Below are 23,598 nucleotides of genomic sequence, written 5' to 3' on the forward strand. Positions count from 1 at the left end.
CTCAATTTCGATAAGTTAACGCTTTTTCAATTGTTCGATCGACTAAAATCGATTGCGCATCGACTACCGGATAAGGATTATTTTCCGTGAATTCTTCCATCAATGAAAGTTCGGTACAGCCTAGGACAGCTTTCTCACAACCAATTTTATGCGTTACTTCTTCTAAGATCTCAAAATAAAGATCTTGGTCTAATGTATCAGATTCTTTGATCCGATCATAAATCAATGTATTTACTTTTTGTTGTAATTGCGGCTCAGGCAAGTAGACATCAAAGCCACAAGCACGTAACTCGGCTTCATAAATCCCAGCCTTGATACTACCTTCTGTTCCTAAAAAGGCCACTTTCCCGGTAACACCTTCTTTTTGCAAAGATTTAGCAGCTTCCCGCGGCATGTGAAGCAGCGGAATCGGTGTGGCTTCTTGCAACTGATCAAAGAAATAATGCGCAGTATTGCATGTCAGTACAATAAAATTTGGCTGTAATAAGTTCTGTTTAGCGATGTCATCAAGCAAATAAGGAACAGGATCTTCTAAATCGTTGTTCAAGATATACGCAGTGCGATCTGGCACTGTCGCATGATTGAATAACACATAGTTCAAATAATCTTGGTCTTTATGAGCAACGGTTCGACGGTTCAAGATTCGTACAAAACTTTCAGTCGCCATCGTTCCCATTCCACCTAAGATACTAAAGAAGTTTTCCATAGACTAGCCTTCTTTCGAATGGAAATGCAGTTTAAATCGTTTGTTGTAAAGATAGAACATTCTTTTTAGTAGAATCCAACGTTTGATGGAGAGATCTTTGTCATAAAAAACGGTAGTCCCCCAGCGATTTTCGGCTAGCAGCTTTTTAGCCCGTTCTTTTTCTTCATTTTCATTGGCATAATCCAAAAAGATGTTTTTCGGTACACCCAACCAAAGCTTCGCTGTTGGAGCATCTGCTTTCCCATAAACAGTTTCTTGGAAAGGCACATCAAATACTAAGTCTTCTGTCAGAAATTTAGCAAGATTCAATCCACTTAATGTGATGAAAAAGCTACTTCTCCCCTGACGAAGATTGATTTCAAATAATTTGTATTGCCCATCTCGGCTATCATATTTCAAATCAAAATTGGCAAAGCCAACATATTGAATTTGTTTTAAGAACGTCGAAATCATTTGATAGATTTGTTGGTTTTCATCCGGCAGAATAACCACGTAATTGCCGACTGCTCCAGGAGTTGGATCTTCTAAAAGTGGATGACCCAATGCCATCACTCGTACATTATGGTCTTTGTCAACATAGGCATTCAGCACACGCATATTGCTGTCATCCCCTGGAATAAAATCTTGCACGATCATCTCGTAATTATAGCCAGCTTGATAAATCCGCTCAACAATCTTATCGAACTCGGCACGATCTTCAATAATAAAGGCTTTCTTCCGTCCTTCGAAATCAACAGATAACCAAGCGACACTATTTGCCGGTTTTAATGCCACGGGAAACTCAAATGGCAGTTCTTGAGTAAAGCGGCCATCCTCTAATAGATCTGGTGTCAAAATAAAAGTTTTTGGATAAGGTAAGCCAAACTCTTCACACACTTCATAGAAACTCACTTTATTGATCAATCGTTTCAACAAAGAATAATCATTCGCAATAAATGTGTAATATGACGCTAAATCTGCTTTATGTTTCGCTAACAATTCAGCATAACCATCCCCGCAAGGAATCAACAAATAAGTCATAGAGGGATCGTTATAAGTGGTTTTTGCCAAATCAATCAATGTATCTAAAAAACCAGGATCATGATCAAATCCTGCTACTTGATTGACCTTGACGATTTTGCTATAGCGGGTGGGGGCAAGCTGTGTCCCAGCATAAGCAATTGACTGGATGTCATATGCTTCGTGAAAGGCTCTTGCCATACCATAGACATTCATATCGCTTCCTAACAAAATAGGAACGAATTTTTCCGGATTCATAAAACCACTCTCTCTTTTGCATATATAAATTTAGATTTTTACCTATTTACTTTGTTACAACAGACCTATAATACCATAAAGAAAAAAGCAATCAAAGTATGTACCTCTGATTGCCTTCCTCTTCTTTGAACGGATAGAACTTATAGGTCGTTTATTCTGTTACGAATAGACATTTACCTATTGCTATTTTAACAAATAAACGGTGCATTACAAGAGTTATTTGAGAATTTGCAGAATTATTACAGTAAATATTAAATTTTGCTAAAATCCCCTTTATCTCCGCCTTTATCCTACCTCTCTCATAAGACTTTCTTGAGGTATTTTCCGGTATAGCTTTCAGGAACTGCTGCTATCTCTTCAGGTGTACCAGTTGCAAGGATCGTTCCTCCGCCCTCGCCGCCTTCTGGACCTAAATCAATCACATGATCTGCTGATTTGATCACATCAAGATTATGCTCGATCACTAGAACTGTATTCCCTGCATCAACAAAACGCTCCAAGACTTTCAATAAACGAGCAATATCATCCGTATGCAAACCAGTTGTAGGTTCATCTAATATATAGAAGCTTTTTCCATGAGAATTTTTGTGGAGTTCACTGGCAAGTTTCATTCGCTGTGCTTCCCCACCTGACAAAGTGGTTGCCGGTTGCCCCATCGTGACATACCCTAGACCTACATCAACGATCGTTTGTAATTTTCGATGGATCTTAGGAATATGTTTGAAGAATTCGACAGCATCTTCGACCGTCATCTCAAGGATCTCTGCTATATTCTTCCCTTTGTAATGCACTTCGAGGGTTTCTGAATTGTATCGTTTGCCGTGGCAAACCTCACAAGGAACATAGACATCCGGCAAGAAATGCATCTCGATCTTGATGATCCCATCTCCTTTACACGCCTCACAGCGACCGCCGCGGACATTAAAGCTGAAGCGACCTTTTTTATAACCGCGGACTTTGGCTTCATTGGTTTTTGCAAACAAATCACGAATGTCGTCAAAAACACTTGTATAAGTTGCCGGATTACTTCGAGGGGTTCGCCCGATGGGACTTTGGTCAATGTCGATTAGCTTTTCGATTGCTTCATATCCGGTTAGTTTCTTATATTTTCCCGGTTTGTTCGAATTGCGGTTGATTTTTTGTGCTAAAGCTTTTTTCAAAATTTCATTCACTAATGTTGATTTTCCCGAACCAGATACCCCAGTCACAGCAATAAACTTTCCAAGAGGGAAATCAACGCTGACATTTTTCAAGTTGTTCTCAGCTGCGCCAGTCAAGCGAATGGACTGTCCATTTCCTGCTCGACGTTCTGCCGGCGTTGGAATCTCCCGTTTTCCTGAAAGATATTGTCCAGTCAGCGAATGTTCATTAGCCGCAACTTCCTCTGGGGTCCCTGCTGCAACGATCTCGCCGCCAGCATGTCCAGCTCCCGGACCTACATCAATCAAATAATCGGCAGAACGCATGGTGTCTTCATCATGTTCGACCACAATCAATGTATTGCCAAGATCTCTCATTTTACGCAATGAATCCAATAAGCGGTCATTGTCTCTCTGATGAAGACCGATCGAAGGTTCATCCAAGATATAAAGCACACCAGAAAGATTGGAACCAATTTGTGTCGCTAAGCGAATACGTTGAGCTTCGCCCCCGGACAAAGTGCCAGAAGCCCGACTTAAAGTCAAATAATCCAATCCCACATTGCGCAAAAAGCTTAACCGGTCATCCACTTCTTTGACGATCGGTTTTGCGATCATCTTTTCTTGTTCAGAGAGCGTTAATTTTTCGACAAATGATAAGGCGTTGTTAATTGCCATCTCACTAAGTTCACCAATATGCTTGCCATTCACTTTGACGGATAATGCTTGCGGGTTTAGCCGGTAGCCATGACAGGTTTTACAGGTCAATTCTGTCATGTACAGACGCATTTGTTCCCGGGTGAAATCACTATTGGTTTCATGATAGCGACGTTTGATATTAGGAAGAATTCCTTCAAAGGGTACTTCAACGTCCCGTACACCGCCAAAATCATTTTCATAATGAAAATGGAACATTTCGCCATTGGAACCATTCAAAATAATTGCTTGGTGTTCTTCTGGCAATTCTTCAAAAGGCGTGTCCATGTCAATATTGAATTCCAAGCAAGCTTGTTCCAGCATTTGTGGATAATATTGTGAACTGATGGGATTCCAAGGAACGATCGCACCTTCACGCAACGTTTTGCTAGTATCAGGAATCACTAGATCAGTATCAACTTCTAATTTTACCCCTAATCCATCACAATCCGGACAAGCCCCAAAAGGTGCATTGAAAGAAAACAAACGTGGTTCTAACTCGCCTACTGTGAATCCGCAATAAGGACAAGAATAGTGTTCACTAAACAACATTTCTTCTTGACCAATCACATCTACTACAGCGTAGCCATCTGCCAAACGTAATGCGGCTTCAAAAGAATCAAACAATCGCGAACGAATGCCCTCTTTGACAACGATCCGGTCAATCACGATGGCGATGTCGTGTTTTTTATTTTTTTCCAGTTCAGGCGCTTCAGAAACATCATAGATTTCACCGTCTACTCGAATCCTCACATACCCTTCTCGTTGAATCATTTCAAAAACTTTTTTGTGCTGGCCTTTCTTTTGATAAACGATCGGTGCCAACAACTGGATCTTTGTCCGATCTGGCAATGCCAGTACTTCGTCGACCATTTGTTCCACTGATTGACTAGTGATCTCAATATGATCATTCGGGCAGATCGGGTGTCCAATACGGGCGTACAGCAAACGCAGATAGTCATTGATCTCGGTCACCGTACCGACCGTTGAGCGAGGATTCTTACTCGTCGTTTTCTGATCAATGGAGATCGCTGGACTCAGTCCATCGATACTATCCACATCTGGCTTATCCATTTGTCCTAGAAATTGTCGTGCATATGCAGACAAGCTTTCCACATACCGCCGCTGTCCTTCTGCATAAAGGGTATCAAACGCCAAAGAGCTCTTTCCTGAACCAGACAAACCGGTCACAACAACCAGTTTATCTCTAGGAATCGTCACATCAATGTTCTTTAAATTGTGTGCGCGAGCGCCATGGATTACGATTTTATCATTTGCCATTCTCTTGTCTCCTTTTACTCAGCTGCTTTCAATTCCAAGATCGTGTCTCGTAAAGTAGCTGCAGTTTCAAAGTCTAATGCTTTTGCGGCATCTTTCATTTCTTTTTCCAGTTTCAATAAGAGAGTTGCTTTCTCTTCACGAGTCATGTCTTCATACGAAGTGGTTGTATAATCGCCTGACTCTTCCGCAACTTTCGTAATAGCGATCAAATCGCGAATTTCCTTAATGATCGTTTTTGGTTCGATGCCATGCTCTTTATTATACGCCTCTTGGATACTGCGGCGGCGACTTGTTTCATCAATCGCTCGCTGCATAGAGTCAGTCATTTTATCCGCATACATGATCACTTTACCATCAGAATTCCGAGCAGCTCGACCAATTGTTTGGACCAAAGAACGCTCACTACGCAAGAATCCTTCTTTATCCGCATCTAAGATCGCTACGAGAGAAACTTCAGGAACGTCGATCCCTTCTCGAAGCAGATTGATCCCGACTAATACATCAAATTCACCAAGCCGCAAATCGCGAATGATCTCTGTCCGCTCAAGTGTCTTGACGTCACTGTGAAGATATTTGACTTTGATTCCTAACTCTTTAAAATAATCGGTCAGATCCTCTGCCATTTTTTTCGTCAATGTGGTAACAAAGACCCGTTGATCTTTCTCTACCCGCTCATTGATTTCTCCTACAAGATCATCAATTTGCCCCATGATCGGGCGAACCTCTACTACTGGATCCAATAACCCTGTTGGACGAATGATCTGTTGGATAACGGTATCCGTTTGTTCATGCTCGTAAGGTCCCGGCGTTGCTGAGACATAAACGATCTGATTCACATGTTCTTCAAATTCTTCTAAACGTAACGGCCGGTTATCTAACGCAGACGGTAAACGAAAGCCATAATCCACCAGCATTTGTTTGCGGGCACGGTCGCCGTTGTACATCCCACGAATCTGGGGCATCGTTACGTGAGACTCGTCAATCACGATCAGGAAATCATCAGGAAAGAAGTCCAGCAACGTGTAAGGTGGTTCGCCTTCTTTGCGCCCATCCATGTGTCGTGAATAGTTTTCGATCCCGGATGTGTAGCCCATTTCCCGCAACATTTCGATATCATAATTGGTGCGTTGCTCTAAACGTTGTGCTTCCAATAATTTGTTCTCACTTCGAAGAACAGCTAATCGATCTTCGAGTTCTTTTTGTATCGAAGCGATAGCATGTTCCATATGGTCTTCGTTGGTCACAAAGTGAGTAGCTGGGAAAATAGAAACGTGTTCCGTTTCCCCTAAAATCTCCCCAGTCAACGCATCCACTTCTCGAATTCGATCGATCTCATCGCCAAAAAACTCGATGCGTAATGCCCGCTCGTCCCGCGATGCCGGAAAAATTTCTACCACATCTCCTCGAACACGAAAGCGTCCCCGTTGGAAATCGATATCATTGCGTTCAAATTGTATGTCGATCATTTCTTTCAGTAGTTGATCCCGCGGTTTTTCCATTCCTACTCGTAAAGAAACCACTTGCTTAGCATATTCGATTGGTGAACCCAAACCAAAAATACAAGAGACTGATGCAACCACGATCACATCGTTGCGTTCCAGTAATGAACTGGTCGCCGAATGCCGCAGCTTGTCGATCTCATCATTGATACTTGAATCTTTCTCAATGTAAGTATCACTGGAAGGTACATATGCTTCTGGTTGATAATAGTCATAATAGCTGACAAAATATTCTACTGCATTATTAGGAAAGAATTCCTTGAACTCACCGTATAATTGACCCGCCAATGTTTTGTTGTGTGCGATAATCAGTGTTGGCTTATTGACCTCTTTGATCAAGTTTGAAACAGTATAGGTTTTCCCTGTTCCAGTTGCCCCCAACAAAATCTGCGCCTTCTTGCCCCCAACGACGCCATCGACCAATTGATGGATGGCTTCTGGCTGATCTCCTGCCGGCTGATATTTTGAGATTAATTCAAATTCATGGGAAGTCGTTCTTTCGATCATCTTCATTCCCCCTGTATTTATATTTGCGAAGCGTCCGTGAAACAAAAAGAAAGCTGACGCTTTTCCATAGAATAGTATACCATAGCGAACATACTTTCGCCATCTTTTGTACTTTTTATTCTGCTAGTTTAACTTTACTTAAGATGTCAGTTTTTCTAACACCCAATGTCAGAAATAGCGCTGTTTTTTGCAAATATTGACCGAAAGACTTGTGTGTTTTTACAAAAATACCTATAATCTAAAAATACGTTAAAATCAAAAGGGGGAATTTTCTTGAAAAGAAAATATATGTTTTGTGCACTGTTTTCAGTGATTTTCTGCTTTTTCGCTTTTGCGAACAAGCCAGTCAGTGCAGCAGAAACAACGTATAAAATCGGAACAGACCTGACATTTGCTCCTTTCGAATTTCAAAACGAAAAAAATGAGTATGTAGGGATCGACATTGATCTGTTAAATGCTATTGCTGAAGATCAAGGCTTTGCTGTTGATTTGCGCCCATTAGGCTTTGATTCCTCGTTACAGGGCGTCCAATCCAATCAACTTGATGGGATGATCGCTGGGATGAGTATTACAGACGAACGGAAAGAAACCTTTGATTTTTCAGATCCTTACTTCGACAGTGGGATTCAGATGGCTGTCGCAAAAGACAACCAAGATATCAAAACTTACGCTGATTTGAAAGATAAAACAGTTGGCGCTAAAGTTGGTACCGAGAGTGCTCGTTTTCTAGAAACCAATCAAAAAAAATATGGCTACTCTATCAAAAACTATGATGATGCTAGCGGGCTTTATGGTGCCGTTCGCAATGGAACAGTTGTGGCCATCTTTGATGACTATCCAGTCTTAGGTTATGCGATTAGTAATGGTGAAGCTATGAAACTTGTGGGTGAGCCTGAAAAAGGGGCATCTTACGGGTTCGCAGTCAAAAAAGGCCAAAATCCTGAATTACTGGCTAAATTCAACGCTGGTCTAAAAGAGTTGAAATCCAGTGGTAAATACGACGAAATCATTGCTACTTATATTGCTTCATCAGAAAGCACTTCTGATGAAGCAAGTGAAATGGTTAAAGTTGAACCGAAAAAAGACGTCTATCGAATCTCAAGTGACTCTGCATTCGCACCTTTCGAGTTTCAAAATGAAGACAATGAATATGTCGGAATCGATGTTGATCTCTTAACTAGAGCGGCGGAAATGCAAGGATTCAACATTGAGTTTAATTTCATTGGTTTCTCAGGAGCGCTACAAGCGTTAGATGGGAATCAAGCGGATGGTATGATTGCTGGGATGAGTATCAATGATGAACGCAAAAAAGCGTATGACTTCTCAGACTCCTACTTTGAAAGTGGTATTCAAATTGCGGTCAAAGAAGGAAACGATAGTATCAAGTCTTATGAAGATTTAGAAGGAAAAACAGTTGGTGCTAAAGTTGGTACCGAGAGTGCAGACTTCTTGATTGAAAATGAAGACAAATACGGCTATACCATTAAGTATTATGACGCAGCTGATCAACTTTATGCTGCAGTCAGTGGCGGTCAGATCGACGCCATGATGGATGATTACCCAGTCATTGGCTACGCCATCAGTCAAGGACAAAAACTAAGTACGCCGATTGAAAAAGAAGTGGGCGGACAATATGGGTTTGCCGTCAAAAAAGGCCAAAATCCTGAATTGATCCAAATGTTCAATGAAGCGTTAAAAGAAATGAAACGAACTGGCGAATACGATGAAATCGTCGGCCGTTATATCAAAGACGGTTCGGCTACAGAAAAGAAAGCCGATGAATCAACAGTCGCTGGTTTAATCAAAAACAATTACAAAGTTTTGCTAAAAGGTTTATGGAATACCCTGCTGCTTGCATTGATCTCCTTTGCTTTAGCGTTGATCATTGGGATCATCTTGGGACTCTTCAGCGTGTCCCCAATCCGAGCTTTGCGTATCTTCGCCGGTATCTATGTCGATATTATTCGCGGGATACCAATGATGGTGTTAGCTTTCTTCATTTTCTTTGGCCTTTCGGATGCAATTGGGATTACAATCCCCGACTTTGCTGCAGGAGTCATCACTTTGACACTGAACGCTAGTGCGTATATCGCAGAGATCGTTCGCGGAGGGATCAAGGCTGTTCCTGTAGGCCAAATGGAAGCTTCCCGCAGTTTGGGATTGACCTATACCCGAACCATGCAAAAAATCATTTTGCCGCAAGCCATCAAGATCATGATCCCATCTTTCGTCAATCAATTCGTTATCTCGCTGAAAGATACGACAATCATTTCGGTTATTGGTGTTGTGGAGCTGCTGCAAACTGGTAAGATCATTGTCGCAAGAACCACACAAAGTACCTATGTTTATCTAATCGTTGCTGTCATGTATCTAATTGTTATCACAGCCTTAACAAAACTTGCTAAAGTTTTAGAAAAGAAGGTGAAATAAATGAAGGAAAAAATCTTAGTCGAAAATCTTGTAAAAAAATATGGGGATAACACTGTTTTAAATGATATCAATGTCTCGATCCAAGAAGGCGAAGTCGTTTGTGTTATCGGTCCTTCTGGCTCAGGAAAATCTACTTTCCTGCGTTGCTTGAACCGTTTAGAAGAACCTACTAGTGGTGATATCATTATCGATGGTGCTCATCTAATGGATAAAAACACCAATATCAATGCCGTCCGTCAACACATAGGCATGGTTTTTCAACATTTCAATCTGTTTCCTCATCTTTCTGTACTAGAGAATATTATCTTAGCACCGATGGATTTAAAAAAGATGTCCCGTAATGAAGCTGAATCAAAAGCCATTCAATTGCTGGACACAGTGGGTTTAGCTGACAAAAAAGACATGTATCCAGACAATCTATCTGGTGGTCAAAAACAACGGGTAGCCATCGCCCGTGCATTAGCTATGAATCCTGATGTTATGCTGTTTGATGAACCTACATCTGCGTTGGACCCTGAAATGGTCGGTGATGTTTTGAATGTTATGAAAAAATTGGCAAAACAAGGCATGACGATGGTTATCGTTACCCATGAGATGGGTTTTGCTAAAGAAGTAGCCAATCGCGTCATGTTTATCGATGGCGGAAATTTCCTAGAAGACGGCACACCAGAACAAATTTTCACTAGTCCGAAAAACGAACGGACCAAAGACTTTTTAGACAAAGTCTTGAATATCTAAACAAAATCCGCAGAAAACTTGGTCGTTTTCTGCGGATTTTGTTATTCATCTGACATTTTAGTTTCTCGTTGCTGCTTTTTGTACTGTGCTTCTAAAGCGATTCGTTTCTGCTTTTCACCAAAATAAACTTTTGTATCGATTGGATTGGCTTTGTTGAATCCCCCAGCACCAGTATCCATCATTTGCCCCCAGCCTTTCAGCGGATCTTTTCCTTGTTTCCTTAATTCAGCGTTCTTTTTACGCAATTCTTGTTTCTTCGCTTCTTTCTTTTGCTGCCGCTGCTCCTTTATTTCCTTAAAAAAACTCATCCCATACCCTCCTTTGATCAATAAAGAATTGTTCCAATGACTATTAATAACAAAACAACAACTGGATACATCAATTCTCTGATCCAGTGTTTTTCTTTCCAAGCAAGATACAGCAAACCGCCAATGATCAGCAATAAAATAGTCGGTTCAAAGAATAAGCCAATCAAATTACTTGAATAGGTTCTGGTCGTTAGTTGATCACTCCCTGTGCTTAACCTAAAAGAACTGAAACGAAAAAGAATGAAACGACTGAAAACATAACAAGACAAAAACACCAATGAATACCCTTTTGCAAACCAACGGAATAGTTTGCTAAATGGAATTTTTTTCAACAATACTCATTCTCCTTCCGTGATTACATCTTGGACCATGATATCTGAGAGCTGCTGCAGCTGGACTCTCATGACAAGCAACCGATTCTCCGCTAACCATCGAGCTAATTCAGTGCAAGAGGCCGATACATGAACGGCACTTACTTTCACACCATTATCTTTGACATAATTTAGAATGTCGCCGAAATCATAGAAATTGATTTGATTGGTAAGATCATTGGTAAAATGGAGATTGTCAGGACTATCCCAGCCTAGATTCCCAAAAGTCGGATAATATTTTTCCAAAAAAACCAGTCCTTGCGCGACGCTTTCTGTTACTTGCCGATCATAATTATTTCCTGTTGTCTGACGAACCATTTCATCTGAATAACCAAAAATATTGCCTGAATGATAATCAATACTATAATGTTGAACAGACAAATCAGCCAGTTTTTCCCTTAGCTCACTAGGAATTTGAGGATTTTTTAAAGTAATAGAAATTTCAGCCTGCTTGTACTCGCCGAGTGAACGTAAATAGGCGAGAAAGGAGTCATAGGTCGAAACCGCATTGCCTGGCTCATATAGTGTTGCAGAGGGAGCAAATGCGGTCAGCGTATCGCTGGAAACAATTGTCTGAACTGCCTGATCAAAAATATAGCGATTTTCGACTGTGTACGCGACCGTCTTCTGATTTCCTAAACGAGAAATGACCGGATAAACGTCCTCTTTCCCCAAAAATGCAAGCAGAGATTGCCGATTGATAGGATCGTAATGGAGGTTTCGCTGTCCCATCTCATACCAATAGTAGCGGTACTTCTCTAACGTATCATTCTTAAGCGCATCTTCCGAATATGGAGCATTCATCGCCGAAGGAATCGATTGATAATCCTCGCGGTCATTTCCGGTTGCACGATAATAGGCTAATGGTAAAAAGTAGCATAAAACAAGCACTACCATCCCCCAAAACAACACGCTATAGATCATTTGGAGTACCATGCTTTTCTTTGTACGATCCACTGACTTTTGTAATCGCTGGTACTGTTTTTTATCCATGTGACCACCTGCTTTTCACTTGTTTTCTCGCTTGAAAAACACGAGATTTCACTGTACTTAACGTTAGATTTAATATTTCTGCTATTTCTTGATAGCTATAGCCGCGAATCGCCAATATCAAAGGATGCCTTAATTTGTTAGGCAATTGATTCACATGACGGAGCGCTTCTTCTTTTTCAAGACTATCTTGGTCTTCGATAGGAATCTCCTGCATCAAAGTATCGACTTCTTCCGCTACCAAAAGATACCGCTTACGACGGTAAAAATCATATAGTGTAAACTTAGCAATCGTAAAGAGCCACCTCTCAAAGTCATCTGGCTTTGTCTTTGGCAAAGCCAAAAAAACTTTAACAAATACATCTTGCGTTAAATCCTCTGCTTGATACTCATCCCCCACTCTTTTTTGAAAGTAGTGCTGAATTTTCTCGTAATAGATCTGATAAATCTCCTCCAACACTACCCCTCCTTACTTATATAGACGAGTGAACAACAAAAAAGTTGCAAAAAAAAATATTATAGTAAGAATAGTATATCACTGTTACTTACGTATTCAGAAGGTTCTTTCTACGTAACAAAACAAAAAAAGCTGTAAACCACGCTGAAATGTTTCGTGTGGCTTACAGCTTTTTAGAATGGATTTAAGCAAAGACGGTTGACCAGTTTTCCCGTTCGGCTAAAAACTCCCTTGCCAATTGTTGGGCGCCTTCTAAGGTATGGTTGGCTGCCCAGCCGCATTGGACTTCGTTACTAGCTGGAACTTCTGTCGCTTTCAACACATCTTCCATCGTTTTTTCTAACACAGTTAAAATTTCATCATAATCTTCATGATTTAAAACCGTTAGATAAAATCCTGTTTGACAGCCCATCGGAGACCAGTCAACAATGTAATCGGCATGATTACGAATCAATTCTGCGGTCAAGTGCTCTAATGAGTGGAGGCTAGCCATCTCCATATGTGCTTGATTCGGTTGTTTCAATCGAACATCATATTTGATAATCGTATCTTTTGTTCCTTGTTTTTTGTCAGCGACCCGTACATAAGGTGCCTTGACTTTCGTATGATCTAGATTAAAGCTTTCCACGTTCATTTTCATTCTTTTTCTCCTCTCGCTTCGACGAGCCAAACAAAAGCATTGATTTGTTTAAAGCGACTGGTATAACCATTGGCTCGAAAATAGGTTTCAATATCTGGTATCAATGGGTAGTATTCTCGTTGCAGATCCGCTGCTAATCGTAAGTGATTGGCTTTGATTGCCTTTCTTAGGATGCTTTCTTTATGCTCAGGGGATAAAAACATCGTATCCCCTATAATGACTTTTCCGCCTTCAGAAAGCAGCGCTTTATATCTTTTGATCACTCGCTGTTTCTCTGTTTCATTCAAGTGATGAAAGACATAACTAGAAACGATCGTATCGATTGGAAAATTGATCTGTGGAAATTGTTCCATATCTCCATCAATAAAAGTTACCTGTGACAACTCCGGCTTTGCCTCAGCTACTTGACGCATCGCAGCTGATGGCTCGATCGCGAACACTGTTTTCTTTCTGCGAATCAACTCCAACGTCAAATTTCCCGTACCACTACCAAATTCTATCACAGAATCTCCTGCTTTTTCAGCAATATTTGCTAACAATTCTGGATAATGAAGAAAAACCTCCCGATATTCTTCATCCTTCCCTTTGACGGTCTCGTCATATTGCTTGGCCCACTCAGAAAAAATCGGAATGAATTCACGCCCCATCTTCCAGCACCCTTTCTAATCCTTGCTTTAAGTCCGTCCATAAATCGGCAGCGTCTTCAATACCAATAGACAAACGGATCAAGCCATCTTTGATTCCCGCTTTTTCTCTGATTGAAGGTGGAATTGAAGCATGCGTCATGACCGCAGGAACTTCAACTAAACTTTCAACGCCACCTAAGCTTTCAGCTAGTGTAAAAATAGTTAGCGATTCAACAAACGCAGCTACTCGGTTTTCGGCTTTTAATTCAAATGAAATCATCCCGCTAAAACCAGACATTTGTTTTTTGGCGATCTCATGTCCTTTATGGCTTGATAACCCCGGATAATAAACTCTGGCTACAGCTGCATGTTCTTGAAGCAATGTGGCGATTTTTAGTGCATTGGCTTGATGGGCTTCCATCCTCAAAGCCAATGTTTTGATGCTCCGCTGAACTAGCCAGCTGTCATGAGGCCCTAACACACCACCTATAGCATTTTGCAGAAAACCAATTTGCTCAGCTAGTTCCGCTTGATTGGTTACGACCAACCCAGCAACGACATCACTATGGCCCCCCAGATATTTCGTTGCACTATGAATGACAATATCGGCACCTAATGCCAGTGGACGCTGAAAATAAGGTGTCGCAAATGTGTTATCAACGATGGTCAAGAGATCCTTTTTCTTAGCAATCGTGGCAACTTGTTGAATATCTGTGATTTTCAACAAAGGATTAGTAGGCGTCTCCAGAAAGATTCCTCTTGTTTCTGGCCGAATCGCTGCGGCAATCCGCTGAATCGCTTGGGGATCATCAGTCTTAACCAATGTATACGTCAATCCATTCTTTTTGAAGATTTTCTGAAGCAGTCGAAAGGTGCCTCCATAGACATCATCTCCCAACAAAATATGGTCTCCGGACTGAAATAAAGAAAAAATAGTATGGGTTGCTGCTAAACCTGAAGCAAAAGCAAACCCACGTATGCCTTCTTCCAGTTCAGCAATCAGTTCTTCTAATGCAAACCGTGTAGGATTGCCCGAACGAGAGTACTCATATTGTTTTGGCTGTCCCACAGCTACTTGCTTGTAGGTAGACGTTTGATAGATAGGTACACTGACAGCCCCCGTTTCTTGATCTTGACTGATCCCAGCATGAATCAATTTTGTGCGAAATTCCATGTTTATGCCTCCTCTAGTTGACCATAAATATTTTTTGACAAGTAGCGATCTCCACTGTCAGGAAAGATAGTGACGATCGTGCTTCCCTTTGGCAGTCGCTTGCTTTCTCGGATAGCGGCTGCAAATGCTGCACCGCTGGAACTGCCTACCAATAGACCATGACGGGCTGCCAGCAACCGGGTATAATAAAATCCCTCTGGATCACTGATAGTCTCAATGCTGTCTGGCATAAGACTCTTAAAAAAGATCGGCCTCTCTTCAACGCCTATCCCCTCGATCGCATGTTCATGAGCAGGCCCGCCATTCAAGATCGATCCTTCTGGTTCCACAGCAATCAAACGTATAGTAGAATCTATCGACTTTAAATACGCGCCTGTCCCGGCGAAAGTCCCGCCACTCCCCACTCCTGCTACAAAACTGTCAATTCTCTCAGGAATTTCTTGAACGATTTCCGGACCTAGTGTTCGATAATAGGCAGCCGGATTTTGTTCATTTTCAAACTGTAGCGGCAAAAAAGAGTTTGGCAATTGGTCAGCAAGAAATTTGGCTTTCCTGATTGCCCCTTGCATGCCTTCTTGACTAGGCGAGTGAATGATTCGTGCTCCTAAGGCTTTGATTAGTTGTTGCTTTTCTTGACTGAATGTCTCTGGAATCACAAAAAGCATGTCTAATCCATATGCCAAACCGGCTAAAGCTAAGCCAATCCCAGTATTGCCAGCGGTGGGTTCAATCACGGTTGTGTCTTTCGTTATTCTTCCAGCAGCAACTGCTTCTGAGATCAAATAACTGCCTAATCGGTCTTTGATACTACCTCCAGGGTTTAAGTATTCTAATTTCGCATAGATCCGGCTTTGGCTTTCTCCGCCGTAGTCAGTGGCTAAAAACTGAAAAATCGGTGTCTTACCAATTAATTCTTTAATATCTGATACGATCATGGGCAACCTTCTTTTCAATGAAATTTTTGTTGTCAGTCCGCTAAAGTGCTGCAGCAAATCAGAGGCACTGCGTTTTACAATTGGTCATTCCTAGGTGATCACCTGCTTAAAAAGGCATGATCTGTCTTTGTTTACAGATCTTTGCAAGGTAAATCAAAGCAAACAAAAAGAGGCACTGACTATTCAATCAGTACCTCTTAGAGAATGACTCTAGGACTCTTCTTTCCCAACGAAAGAGACTCTTAGAGTGATTTATCCAGATGAGGGAACGATTAATAGGCATGACAAATCAGTATGCTGCTTTTTAGCACCATACAACAACATACCAATGCAAAGTTGTTGTTTGTCATGTCTATGTCCCCTCCTTTTTAAGCTTGTAAACAAAATAGCATGGGAAAAAATAGAAGTCAATCTTTTTTTCTTTGTGAAAAATTTTTGGTGACATATGCATCGACAGCCTGAAACGCATTTGCTACCTCTTCTGCTGTGATCTTAAAGGGCATTCGATGGATCGTTTCATTAGGGATAGTGGCTTGAATACCGATTGCTAGTAATTCCTGATCGCTAAGTGAGTCCATCTGCATTTCTGCTAACGTTGTTGGTAACCCCAGAGCTTGATATAAAACAATATAACGTTCCAACTCGTTTGTATCTTGTTCCAACAGCAATTGCATCAACGTCGTATAGGCAATTTTTTCTCCGTGAGAAAGTTGGTGGAACTTCCCAGTAGCGGCTGTCAACCCATTATGGATCGCATGAGCTGCTGCTAGTCCTCCACTTTCAAATCCTAGTCCGCTCAAAAGTGTATTCGCCTCCACTACTTGATCGAAAGCGGCTGTTACCTGTTGCTGCTGATTGGCTTTATAGGCAGCGACCCCATTGGCAAACAGCACTGCTTCACATTTCTCAGCAATTGCCAGAGCTGCTAAAGTCGGCCGGCCTCCTACGAGATTCTGAGCGCTGCTTTTAGCTACTGCTCTGGCTTCAACATACGTCGCCAATCCATCGGCGATGCCGAAAGTTAATAATTTTGCAGGTGCCTTGGCTAACAGAGTTGTATCAACCAAGACCAGTTCTGGATTCTTCGGATAATAACTATACTGTTCAAACTTCCCTTCTTCCGAATAAAGAACCGAGATGGAGGAGGTAGGGGCATCTGTTGAGGCAACTGTTGGTACGACAGCAACCGCTCGCTTCAATTGATGGGCCACTGCTTTACCGGTATCGATCACCTTTCCGCCACCAAGAGCAACAACTGCTGCCACTTCTGCTCTTTCTGCTTCTTTTGCAATACGTCTGATTTCTGCATTGGAGGATTCACCGCTGAAATTTGCTAAGGTTACTTCGATTCCTAGATGGGCTAAATCACTTGCCAGTTCTTCGCCAGCAATCCTCCAAACAAATGGATCGGTTATTAGTAATAATTTATCTCCTAATGAGCTAATATAGTGCAAGCCTTTTTTTAATACGTTTTCTCCTTGAATGTAGCGTTGCGGACTAACAAATATTTTTTCCATGAACTCTCCTACTTTCAGTTTTTTATACCAATTCCCGACTTTGTTAAAAATTTCACAAAAACTAGTAAAAGCGCAGCCTGAAAAAGTGGTTTTCTTCAGGCTCCGCTTATTATTTTTTCTTACCACCAAAAGCATCTTTCATTTTATCAAAAAATCCTTCGGGTTGTTGCTCGTTGGTTACATGGCCGCTTGCTTTTGCATAAGCCCGTAACGCTTCTTTTTGTTCTTCATTCAAATTCTTTGGTGTGATCAACTTAACTTTGACTTGTTGGTCACCATTGCCATTGCCACGTAATTTTGGTGCACCTTTGCCTCTTAGACGGAAATTCGTGCCCGTCTGGGTACCAGCAGGAATCTTCAATTTGACATTTCCGTGAACAGTCGGAACATTGACCTCGTCACCTAAAGCTGCTTGAACAAAGTTCAATGGTAATTCGTAATAAATTTCGGATCCATCACGATCGAAGATATCACTTTCCTCAACACGGAAAACGACATACAGGTCTCCATAAGGTCCGCCATTGCTGCCAGCTTCTCCTTGACCGGATAGGCGCATTTGTTGGCCATCTTCCACGCCAGCGGGTACATTGACTTTGACGCTATGTTTTTTCTTTTCGTGTCCTGTGCCATGACAAGTCGTACAAGGTTCTTTGATTTCTTTCCCTGTACCGTGACATACATCACAGGTTTGACGACTCATGACACGACCAAGAGGTGTTTGACGTTCCACATTGATCGTACCTGAGCCATGACATTTATGACAGGTCTCAGGTTGTGTTCCTGGTTTTGCGCCATTACCGCCACAAGTATGACAGGTTTCTTCGCGGTTATACTGAATATTTTTTTCCACACCAAAAATCGCTTCTTCGAAAGAAAGATCGACAGCATATTGCAAATCAGCTCCTTGTCGCGGAGCATTTGGATTTGCCGTTCTGCCACCGCCGCCAAAGAATGATTCAAAGATGTCTTCAAATCCACCAAAGCCACCACCGGAGAATCCCCCGCCGTTAAAGCCGCCAAAGCCGCCGCCATAACCACCACCGTAGTTCGGATCAGTTCCCGCGTGACCATATTGATCGTAAGCAGCTCGTTTTTGAGGATCGCTCAGTATTTCATATGCTTCAGAAATTTCTTTGAATTTTGCTTCTGCATCAGGTTCTTTATTGATGTCTGGATGATACTTTTTGGAAAGCTTCCGATATGCTTTTTTTATTTCGTCATCCGAAGCCCCTTTTTGTAGACCTAAGACCTCATAATAATCTCTTTTGTCTGCCATTGGCTTCCCTCCACTATTTTCTTGCGTCCCTCGTATTTTAGCATATAATTTGCTTCAGAAAAATACGTTTCAGAAATTCATAAGAAAAAGCCAAAGTGGTGACTTTGGCTTTTTCACAAACAGCGATTATTTATCGTCGCCGTCTACTTCTTCAAAATCGGCGTCTACCACATCGTCTGCGCCGCCTTGTGCAGCTTCTGGATTTTCTTGTGCTTGTTGTTGTGCAGCTTGCTCATACAACTTCACTGTCAAGTTTTGTACGATTTCATTCAATGCATCGCGTTTTGTTTTCATTTCTTCGATATTGTTTGCATCGACAGCAGCTTTCAACTCATCACGAGCTTCTTCCGCTTTCTTCACTTCATCGGCATCTACCTTGCCTTCAAGCTCTTTCAATGTTTTGTCAACAGTGAATAGTAATGCGTCGACATCATTACGCAAATCAACTTCTTCTTTACGTTGTTTGTCTGCTTCCGCATTTGCTTCCGCATCTTTAACCATCCGTTCAATTTCTTCATCGGTTAGACCTGAAGAAGATTTGATCGTGATTTTTTGTTCTTTTTGAGTTCCTAAATCTTTTGCAGATACATTTACGATACCATTTTTATCAATATCAAATGTTACTTCGATTTGTGGAATTCCTCGAGGTGCTGGTGGAATTTCCGTTAATTGGAATCTTCCTAATGTCTTGTTGTCAGCAGCCATTGGACGTTCGCCTTGTAGGACATGGATGTCTACAGCAGGTTGATTGTCTGCAGCTGTTGAGAAGACTTGTGATTTGCTTGTTGGGATCGTCGTATTGCGATCGATCAACTTCGTAAAGACGCCGCCCATTGTTTCGATACCCAATGATAATGGTGTGACATCAAGTAAAACGACATCTTTCACATCACCAGTGATCACGCCACCTTGAATCGCAGCACCCATTGCTACTACTTCATCTGGGTTCACTGATTTGTTTGGTTCTTTATTGGTTTCTTTGCGAACTGCTTCGACGACTGCAGGAATCCGAGTTGATCCACCGACTAAGATCACTTCATCGATTTCAGATTGTGAAAGACCAGCATCTTTTAGCGCTTGACGTACAGGAACTTTTGTCCGTTCGACTAAATCAGCGGTTAATTCATCAAATTTTGCCCGTGTCAATGTCATTTCTAAGTGCAATGGACCAGCATCGCCAGCTGTAATAAATGGCAAGCTGATTTGTGTACTTGTCACACCTGAAAGGTCTTTTTTCGCTTTTTCAGCAGCATCTTTCAGACGTTGCAATGCCATTTTGTCTTTACCTAAATCAATGCCATTTTCTTTTTTGAATTCTGCAACCATGTGATCGATAATCTTGTTATCAAAGTCATCTCCACCTAGATTGTTGTCCCCAGCAGTAGACAACACATCGAATACGCCATCCCCTAATTCAAGGATCGATACGTCAAATGTACCCCCACCAAGGTCGAAGACTAAGATTTTTTCGTCTTTGTCTGTTTTGTCTAATCCATAAGCTAAAGCTGCTGCTGTTGGTTCGTTGACGATTCGTTCTACTTCTAATCCGGCAATTTTACCAGCATCTTTTGTTGCTTGACGTTGTGCATCATTGAAGTAAGCAGGAACAGTGATAACTGCTTTGTCTACTTTTTCTCCTAGATAATCTTCAGCAAATCCTTTGATATATTGTAGGACCATTGCAGAGATTTCTTGAGGAGTGTATGATTTCCCTTCAACTTCTACTTTATAGCCAGCTTCACCCATATGACGTTTGATTGATGAAATCGTGTTAGGGTTCGTAACTGCTTGACGTTTAGCAACTTCCCCTACTTGGATCTCGCCGTTTTTAAATGAAACAACAGATGGTGTTGTACGATTTCCTTCTGGATTGGTGATGATTTTTGCTTCGCCGCCTTCTAGGACAGCAACAGCTGAATTAGTTGTACCTAAGTCAATACCGATAATTTTACTCATAAGTAATACGCTCCTTTTCATTCATCGTTCTTTTATTTATTGTGCTACGATAACCATACTTGCACGCAAGACACGATCATGCAGCTTATAGCCCTTTTGCAATACTGTGACGATCGTATCCGCAGGCACATCTTCTGTCGCAGGTACGGTCTGTACCGCTTGATGAAGATTGGGATCGAAAGTTTCTCCTTCAGCAGGAATTTCTTCGATTCCTTCTTCTTTCAACGCTTGACGCAAACTTTCCAACACCATTTCGACACCTTTTTTCAAGTTAGCCGCTTGGTCTTCTTCCACATTTGCTGCCATAGCGCGTTCCAAATTATCGATCGCTGGCAATAATTTTTTGCCCAAATCTTGCGAACGGTATTTTTGCAACAATTCACGTTCATTACGGTTTCTTGCTGTAATATTAGCGATTTCGGCCCGTGCGCGCAGAAATTGGTCTTCTAGTTCATTGTTTTTTTCTTTTAAACTGTCGATCTCGCTTTTTTCTACTTCTGCTTCTGATAGACCAGCTGCATCGATTTCTTCTTCTGACGGTTCTGTCAGAGGCTCTTCAGTTGTCTCAAGATCTTTTTCTACCTGTTCTTCTTTTTCTGACACTTGCTACCATCCCTTCTATAATTCACTTATTTGATCATTCACTGTTTGCATCTAGTGTGCGATAGTAATCAGCCAATGTCATTGCTAATTCTCGACGAAAGGCATCCATCAGTCCAAACATTCGCGAATAAGGCATACTAGAAGGACCTAATAAAGCAATCGTCCCTTGGCCATGACCTTCAATGTCATAGCTTGCTTGAATCAAACTCATATTTTGGAGTAATTCATTCCCTAGTTCCTGACCAATGCGGATCTGAATCGTGGAGTCTCTCGGTGCCAATAATTGTGTGAGTTCTTCTGCATTTTTCATGAAAGAGTACATCGACTTAAACTGACGAACATCTTGACTTGGTTCAAAATCTAATAGATTCATCCGTCCGCCGACGTAAATTTTCTCTTCAAAGAGATGACTCAACATATCATCGAATAAATCAATGATTCCTTCTGTTGTTTGAAAATACTTGTGCAAAATCATCGGAATCTCTGTTCGCAATCGATGATAGACCGTCATGAGCGGTTCACCCACTAATTTTTCATTGATAATCCGAACCATCTTTTCTAAGTCGCTGCTATCCATCGATGAAGGTAATGAAAAAATCTGATTTTCAACATTGCCTTTATCCGTAACAATGATAGCAATAATTTGTCGGGCATTCAAAGGTACGATCCGAAAGCCAGTTAATTTCCGTTCTTTGACATCCGGTCCTAACGATAATGCGGTATAGCTCGTAAGGTTGGATAGGATCGTAGCAGATTGCTGAATGATTTCATTGATTTCATGAAATTCTTTCCCCAAGGAATGGCGAATTGCTTTGATCTCATTTTGATTGACTTTTGATGGTCTTAATAAGTGATCAACGTAATAGCGGTAGCCGGCCATTGAAGGAACACGTCCAGAAGAGGAATGTGTCTTCAATAAGAGACCCGCTTCTTCTAAGGCCTTCATCTCATTGCGGATGGTAGCCGAACTTGCTTCAACCCCATCCTCCATCAATCGTTTGGAGCCCGTAGGCTGACCAGTATCCGTATAATTTTGGATGATGAGGTGTAAAATAGTTTGTTGTCGTTGTGTCAACATCTTATCCACTCCTCCGTTAGCACTCTTTCACATTAAGTGCTAACACGATTATTAATATACCATATTTCCTACGAATGTCAAGAATTTGACACAGATTTTTAGCACTCTTATAGAGAGAGTGCTAATCCACTTCATTGTCAATTAACTCCAAAAAAAGAAGATCGAAAACAGCTCGATCTTCTTGGTTATTCTTAACTTAATAAAAATTTTTCAAATACATCATTGCCGATAAACATCCCAGACTTTGTTAAATAAACGCGGTCTCCTTCTGAGACTAACCAGCCATTTTTAGAAAGTTCTTCAACGACATTGCCATAGATCGAATCAAAAGAACAGGCAAATTTATTTGAAAAGGCTGTTTTCGATACACCTTGTTTCTTCCGTAATCCAAGAAACATTTCTTCTTCCATTTGATTGCTGGTCGTTAACGATTCTGTTTCATGGATCGGCAGTTGATCTTCCCTCAATGGACGCAGATAGTGCTGGATCGGTCCAAAGTTTTTGTATCTCGTCTGTCCGATATAACCACTCGCTCCTGCGCCAAATCCGTAATAATGTTCATTATTCCAATAAACAAGATTGTGCTTAGACTCATATCCTGGCCGGGCAAAATTACTGATCTCATATTGCGATAAGCCAGCTTTAGCCATTGCAGTGATGGCTTCTTCAAACATTTGTGTCTCAGATTCCTGAGAAGGCAACTCCATTTTCCCTTGCCTAACCCAATTCATGAACATCGTTTTGTTCTCTAAAATCAGTGAATACATAGCATAGTGAGGCAAACCCAAATCAATCGCTCGTGTTAGCGTATCTCGAAAACTTTCCATCGTTTGTCCAGGTAAAGCATAAATCAGATCGATCGTAATATTTTGAAAATCATGTTTATCTAACAACCGAATCGTTTGATAGACATCCTCTGCCGTGTGCTTGCGGCCGATTTTCTTTAACAAGCGGTTATCAAAAGTCTGCACCCCCATCGACAACCGATCAATGCCCAGATTTTTCAAAACTAGCAATTTATCTTCCGTTAAATCCCCAGGATTGGCCTCTACCGTAAATTCTTTGGTCGTTTGCGTGGGCAGTAATTCATGTATGCCCGTAATCAGACGGTCTAGCTGCGCAGCCGAAAGGGAAGTCGGCGTTCCGCCGCCAATATAAATCGTCTCACAAGTAGTGATTGGTTGTTTTCTCACCGTTAGAGCGATTTCTTTCAGCAAACACTCGATGTATTCATCAACCGGTTGCCCTTCTAAAAAAACTTTATTAAAGTCACAGTAATAGCAAATATGTTCACAGAATGGGATGTGAATATAGGCAGAAGTACTGGTGGGAAGTGTATTGATTGGAATCTTATTCATGGTTTGCATATTTTTATTCCTTTCAGAGATCAAATCAACGTTCAACTGCACAAATA

20 protein-coding genes are annotated in these 23,598 nt (G+C 41.4%); 2 read left to right on the top strand and 18 right to left on the bottom strand.

The features are described 5' to 3' along the window. Window position 1: 1 nt before the first annotated feature. From HED61_RS11730 to uvrB, 4 genes are all read right to left on the bottom strand, one after another. A complete protein-coding gene (locus HED61_RS11730) occupies window positions 2-706 on the bottom strand; it encodes an amino acid racemase (protein WP_021149805.1) in 705 nt (234 codons plus the stop codon). Window positions 707-709: 3 nt separating this feature from the next. Further along, window positions 710-1,963, bottom strand: coding sequence for a carboxylate--amine ligase (locus HED61_RS11735; RefSeq protein WP_103299778.1), 1,254 nt, complete (start codon window positions 1,961-1,963; stop codon window positions 710-712). Window positions 1,964-2,262: 299 nt separating this feature from the next. Then, complete coding sequence (gene uvrA / locus HED61_RS11740; protein ID WP_003126412.1) at window positions 2,263-5,079, bottom strand: excinuclease ABC subunit UvrA; 2,817 nt, start codon at window positions 5,077-5,079, stop codon at window positions 2,263-2,265. A gap of 14 nt (window positions 5,080-5,093) precedes the next feature. Beyond that, window positions 5,094-7,085 (bottom strand): excinuclease ABC subunit UvrB, encoded by a 1,992-nt coding sequence (gene uvrB / locus HED61_RS11745; RefSeq protein WP_005471338.1) that lies wholly within the window; start codon window positions 7,083-7,085, stop codon window positions 5,094-5,096. A gap of 273 nt (window positions 7,086-7,358) precedes the next feature. On the opposite strand from uvrB, the gene HED61_RS11750 reads away from it, so the two are divergent. Both HED61_RS11750 and HED61_RS11755 read left to right on the top strand, forming a co-directional pair. Then, window positions 7,359-9,515 carry an amino acid ABC transporter substrate-binding protein/permease gene (locus tag HED61_RS11750; RefSeq protein ID WP_103299776.1) on the top strand — a complete coding sequence of 719 codons (2,157 nt, stop codon included), beginning with the start codon at window positions 7,359-7,361 and terminating at the stop codon, window positions 9,513-9,515. Further along, window positions 9,516-10,253 (top strand): amino acid ABC transporter ATP-binding protein, encoded by a 738-nt coding sequence (locus HED61_RS11755; RefSeq protein WP_003126409.1) that lies wholly within the window; start codon window positions 9,516-9,518, stop codon window positions 10,251-10,253. A 41-nt stretch (window positions 10,254-10,294) separates the two neighbouring features. Here HED61_RS11755 and HED61_RS11760 read toward each other — a convergent pair whose 3' ends face one another. The 14 genes from HED61_RS11760 to hemW form a co-directional block, all read right to left on the bottom strand. Continuing rightward, window positions 10,295-10,561, bottom strand: coding sequence for a hypothetical protein (locus tag HED61_RS11760; RefSeq protein WP_003126408.1), 267 nt, complete (start codon window positions 10,559-10,561; stop codon window positions 10,295-10,297). A 17-nt stretch (window positions 10,562-10,578) separates the two neighbouring features. Continuing rightward, the gene (locus HED61_RS11765) at window positions 10,579-10,896 is read right to left on the bottom strand and encodes a hypothetical protein (RefSeq protein WP_219645031.1); all 318 of its coding nucleotides are present in this window, start codon (window positions 10,894-10,896) and stop codon (window positions 10,579-10,581) included. A gap of 3 nt (window positions 10,897-10,899) precedes the next feature. Continuing rightward, on the bottom strand, window positions 10,900-11,925 hold the full coding sequence (locus HED61_RS11770; protein ID WP_219645030.1) for a hypothetical protein: 1,026 nt from the start codon (window positions 11,923-11,925) through the stop codon (window positions 10,900-10,902). After that, a complete protein-coding gene (locus HED61_RS11775; RefSeq protein ID WP_003126405.1) occupies window positions 11,918-12,382 on the bottom strand; it encodes an RNA polymerase sigma factor in 465 nt (154 codons plus the stop codon). The genes HED61_RS11770 and HED61_RS11775 overlap by 8 nt, the downstream gene beginning before the upstream one ends. 181 nt (window positions 12,383-12,563) lie before the next feature. Beyond that, window positions 12,564-13,019, bottom strand: a complete 456-nt coding sequence (locus HED61_RS11780; RefSeq protein ID WP_003126404.1) for an S-ribosylhomocysteine lyase — start codon at window positions 13,017-13,019, stop codon at window positions 12,564-12,566. Next, entirely contained in the window at window positions 13,016-13,666 is a 651-nt protein-coding gene (locus tag HED61_RS11785) for a class I SAM-dependent methyltransferase (RefSeq protein ID WP_113849621.1), read from the bottom strand. The genes HED61_RS11780 and HED61_RS11785 overlap by 4 nt, the downstream gene beginning before the upstream one ends. Continuing rightward, window positions 13,656-14,819, bottom strand: a complete 1,164-nt coding sequence (locus HED61_RS11790) for a cystathionine gamma-synthase (RefSeq protein ID WP_029486761.1) — start codon at window positions 14,817-14,819, stop codon at window positions 13,656-13,658. Before HED61_RS11790 ends, HED61_RS11785 begins: the two co-directional genes overlap by 11 nt. Window positions 14,820-14,821: 2 nt before the next feature. After that, window positions 14,822-15,754 carry a PLP-dependent cysteine synthase family protein gene (locus HED61_RS11795; RefSeq protein WP_096711058.1) on the bottom strand — a complete coding sequence of 311 codons (933 nt, stop codon included), beginning with the start codon at window positions 15,752-15,754 and terminating at the stop codon, window positions 14,822-14,824. 407 nt (window positions 15,755-16,161) lie between these two features. Beyond that, window positions 16,162-17,271, bottom strand: coding sequence for a glycerol dehydrogenase (locus HED61_RS11800; protein ID WP_219645029.1), 1,110 nt, complete (start codon window positions 17,269-17,271; stop codon window positions 16,162-16,164). Between the two features lie 109 nt (window positions 17,272-17,380). Next, on the bottom strand, window positions 17,381-18,547 hold the full coding sequence (dnaJ, locus tag HED61_RS11805) for a molecular chaperone DnaJ (RefSeq protein ID WP_060813350.1): 1,167 nt from the start codon (window positions 18,545-18,547) through the stop codon (window positions 17,381-17,383). Between the two features lie 126 nt (window positions 18,548-18,673). Continuing rightward, a complete protein-coding gene (dnaK, locus tag HED61_RS11810) occupies window positions 18,674-20,503 on the bottom strand; it encodes a molecular chaperone DnaK (RefSeq protein WP_003126397.1) in 1,830 nt (609 codons plus the stop codon). 36 nt (window positions 20,504-20,539) lie between these two features. Next, on the bottom strand, window positions 20,540-21,106 hold the full coding sequence (grpE, locus tag HED61_RS11815) for a nucleotide exchange factor GrpE (RefSeq protein WP_003126396.1): 567 nt from the start codon (window positions 21,104-21,106) through the stop codon (window positions 20,540-20,542). A 34-nt stretch (window positions 21,107-21,140) separates the two neighbouring features. Continuing rightward, window positions 21,141-22,184 carry a heat-inducible transcriptional repressor HrcA gene (gene hrcA, locus HED61_RS11820; protein ID WP_003126395.1) on the bottom strand — a complete coding sequence of 348 codons (1,044 nt, stop codon included), beginning with the start codon at window positions 22,182-22,184 and terminating at the stop codon, window positions 21,141-21,143. A gap of 191 nt (window positions 22,185-22,375) precedes the next feature. Next, entirely contained in the window at window positions 22,376-23,542 is a 1,167-nt protein-coding gene (gene hemW, locus HED61_RS11825; protein WP_430993120.1) for a radical SAM family heme chaperone HemW, read from the bottom strand. Window positions 23,543-23,598 lie beyond the last annotated feature (56 nt).

This window comes from Enterococcus gallinarum, assembly GCF_021496385.1.
Taxonomy (GTDB): Bacteria; Bacillota; Bacilli; order Lactobacillales; family Enterococcaceae; genus Enterococcus_D; species Enterococcus_D gallinarum.

Bases quoted from the DNA above. Each gene is read 5' to 3' on its own strand.
- HED61_RS11730 (WP_021149805.1), bottom strand. From the start codon at position 706: ATGGAAAACTTCTTTAGTATCTTAGGTGGAATGGGAACGATGGCGACT.
- HED61_RS11735 (WP_103299778.1), bottom strand. From the start codon at position 1,963: ATGAATCCGGAAAAATTCGTTCCTATTTTGTTAGGAAGCGATATGAAT.
- uvrA (WP_003126412.1), bottom strand. From the start codon at position 5,079: ATGGCAAATGATAAAATCGTAATCCATGGCGCTCGCGCACACAATTTA.
- uvrB (WP_005471338.1), bottom strand. From the start codon at position 7,085: ATGATCGAAAGAACGACTTCCCATGAATTTGAATTAATCTCAAAATAT.
- HED61_RS11755 (WP_003126409.1), top strand. From the start codon at position 9,516: ATGAAGGAAAAAATCTTAGTCGAAAATCTTGTAAAAAAATATGGGGAT.
- HED61_RS11760 (WP_003126408.1), bottom strand. From the start codon at position 10,561: ATGAGTTTTTTTAAGGAAATAAAGGAGCAGCGGCAGCAAAAGAAAGAA.
- HED61_RS11770 (WP_219645030.1), bottom strand. From the start codon at position 11,925: ATGGATAAAAAACAGTACCAGCGATTACAAAAGTCAGTGGATCGTACA.
- HED61_RS11780 (WP_003126404.1), bottom strand. From the start codon at position 13,019: ATGAAAATGAACGTGGAAAGCTTTAATCTAGATCATACGAAAGTCAAG.
- HED61_RS11785 (WP_113849621.1), bottom strand. From the start codon at position 13,666: ATGGGGCGTGAATTCATTCCGATTTTTTCTGAGTGGGCCAAGCAATAT.
- HED61_RS11790 (WP_029486761.1), bottom strand. From the start codon at position 14,819: ATGGAATTTCGCACAAAATTGATTCATGCTGGGATCAGTCAAGATCAA.
- HED61_RS11795 (WP_096711058.1), bottom strand. From the start codon at position 15,754: ATGATCGTATCAGATATTAAAGAATTAATTGGTAAGACACCGATTTTT.
- HED61_RS11800 (WP_219645029.1), bottom strand. From the start codon at position 17,271: ATGGAAAAAATATTTGTTAGTCCGCAACGCTACATTCAAGGAGAAAAC.
- dnaJ (WP_060813350.1), bottom strand. From the start codon at position 18,547: ATGGCAGACAAAAGAGATTATTATGAGGTCTTAGGTCTACAAAAAGGG.
- dnaK (WP_003126397.1), bottom strand. From the start codon at position 20,503: ATGAGTAAAATTATCGGTATTGACTTAGGTACAACTAATTCAGCTGTT.
- hrcA (WP_003126395.1), bottom strand. From the start codon at position 22,184: ATGTTGACACAACGACAACAAACTATTTTACACCTCATCATCCAAAAT.
- hemW (WP_430993120.1), bottom strand. From the start codon at position 23,542: ATGAATAAGATTCCAATCAATACACTTCCCACCAGTACTTCTGCCTAT.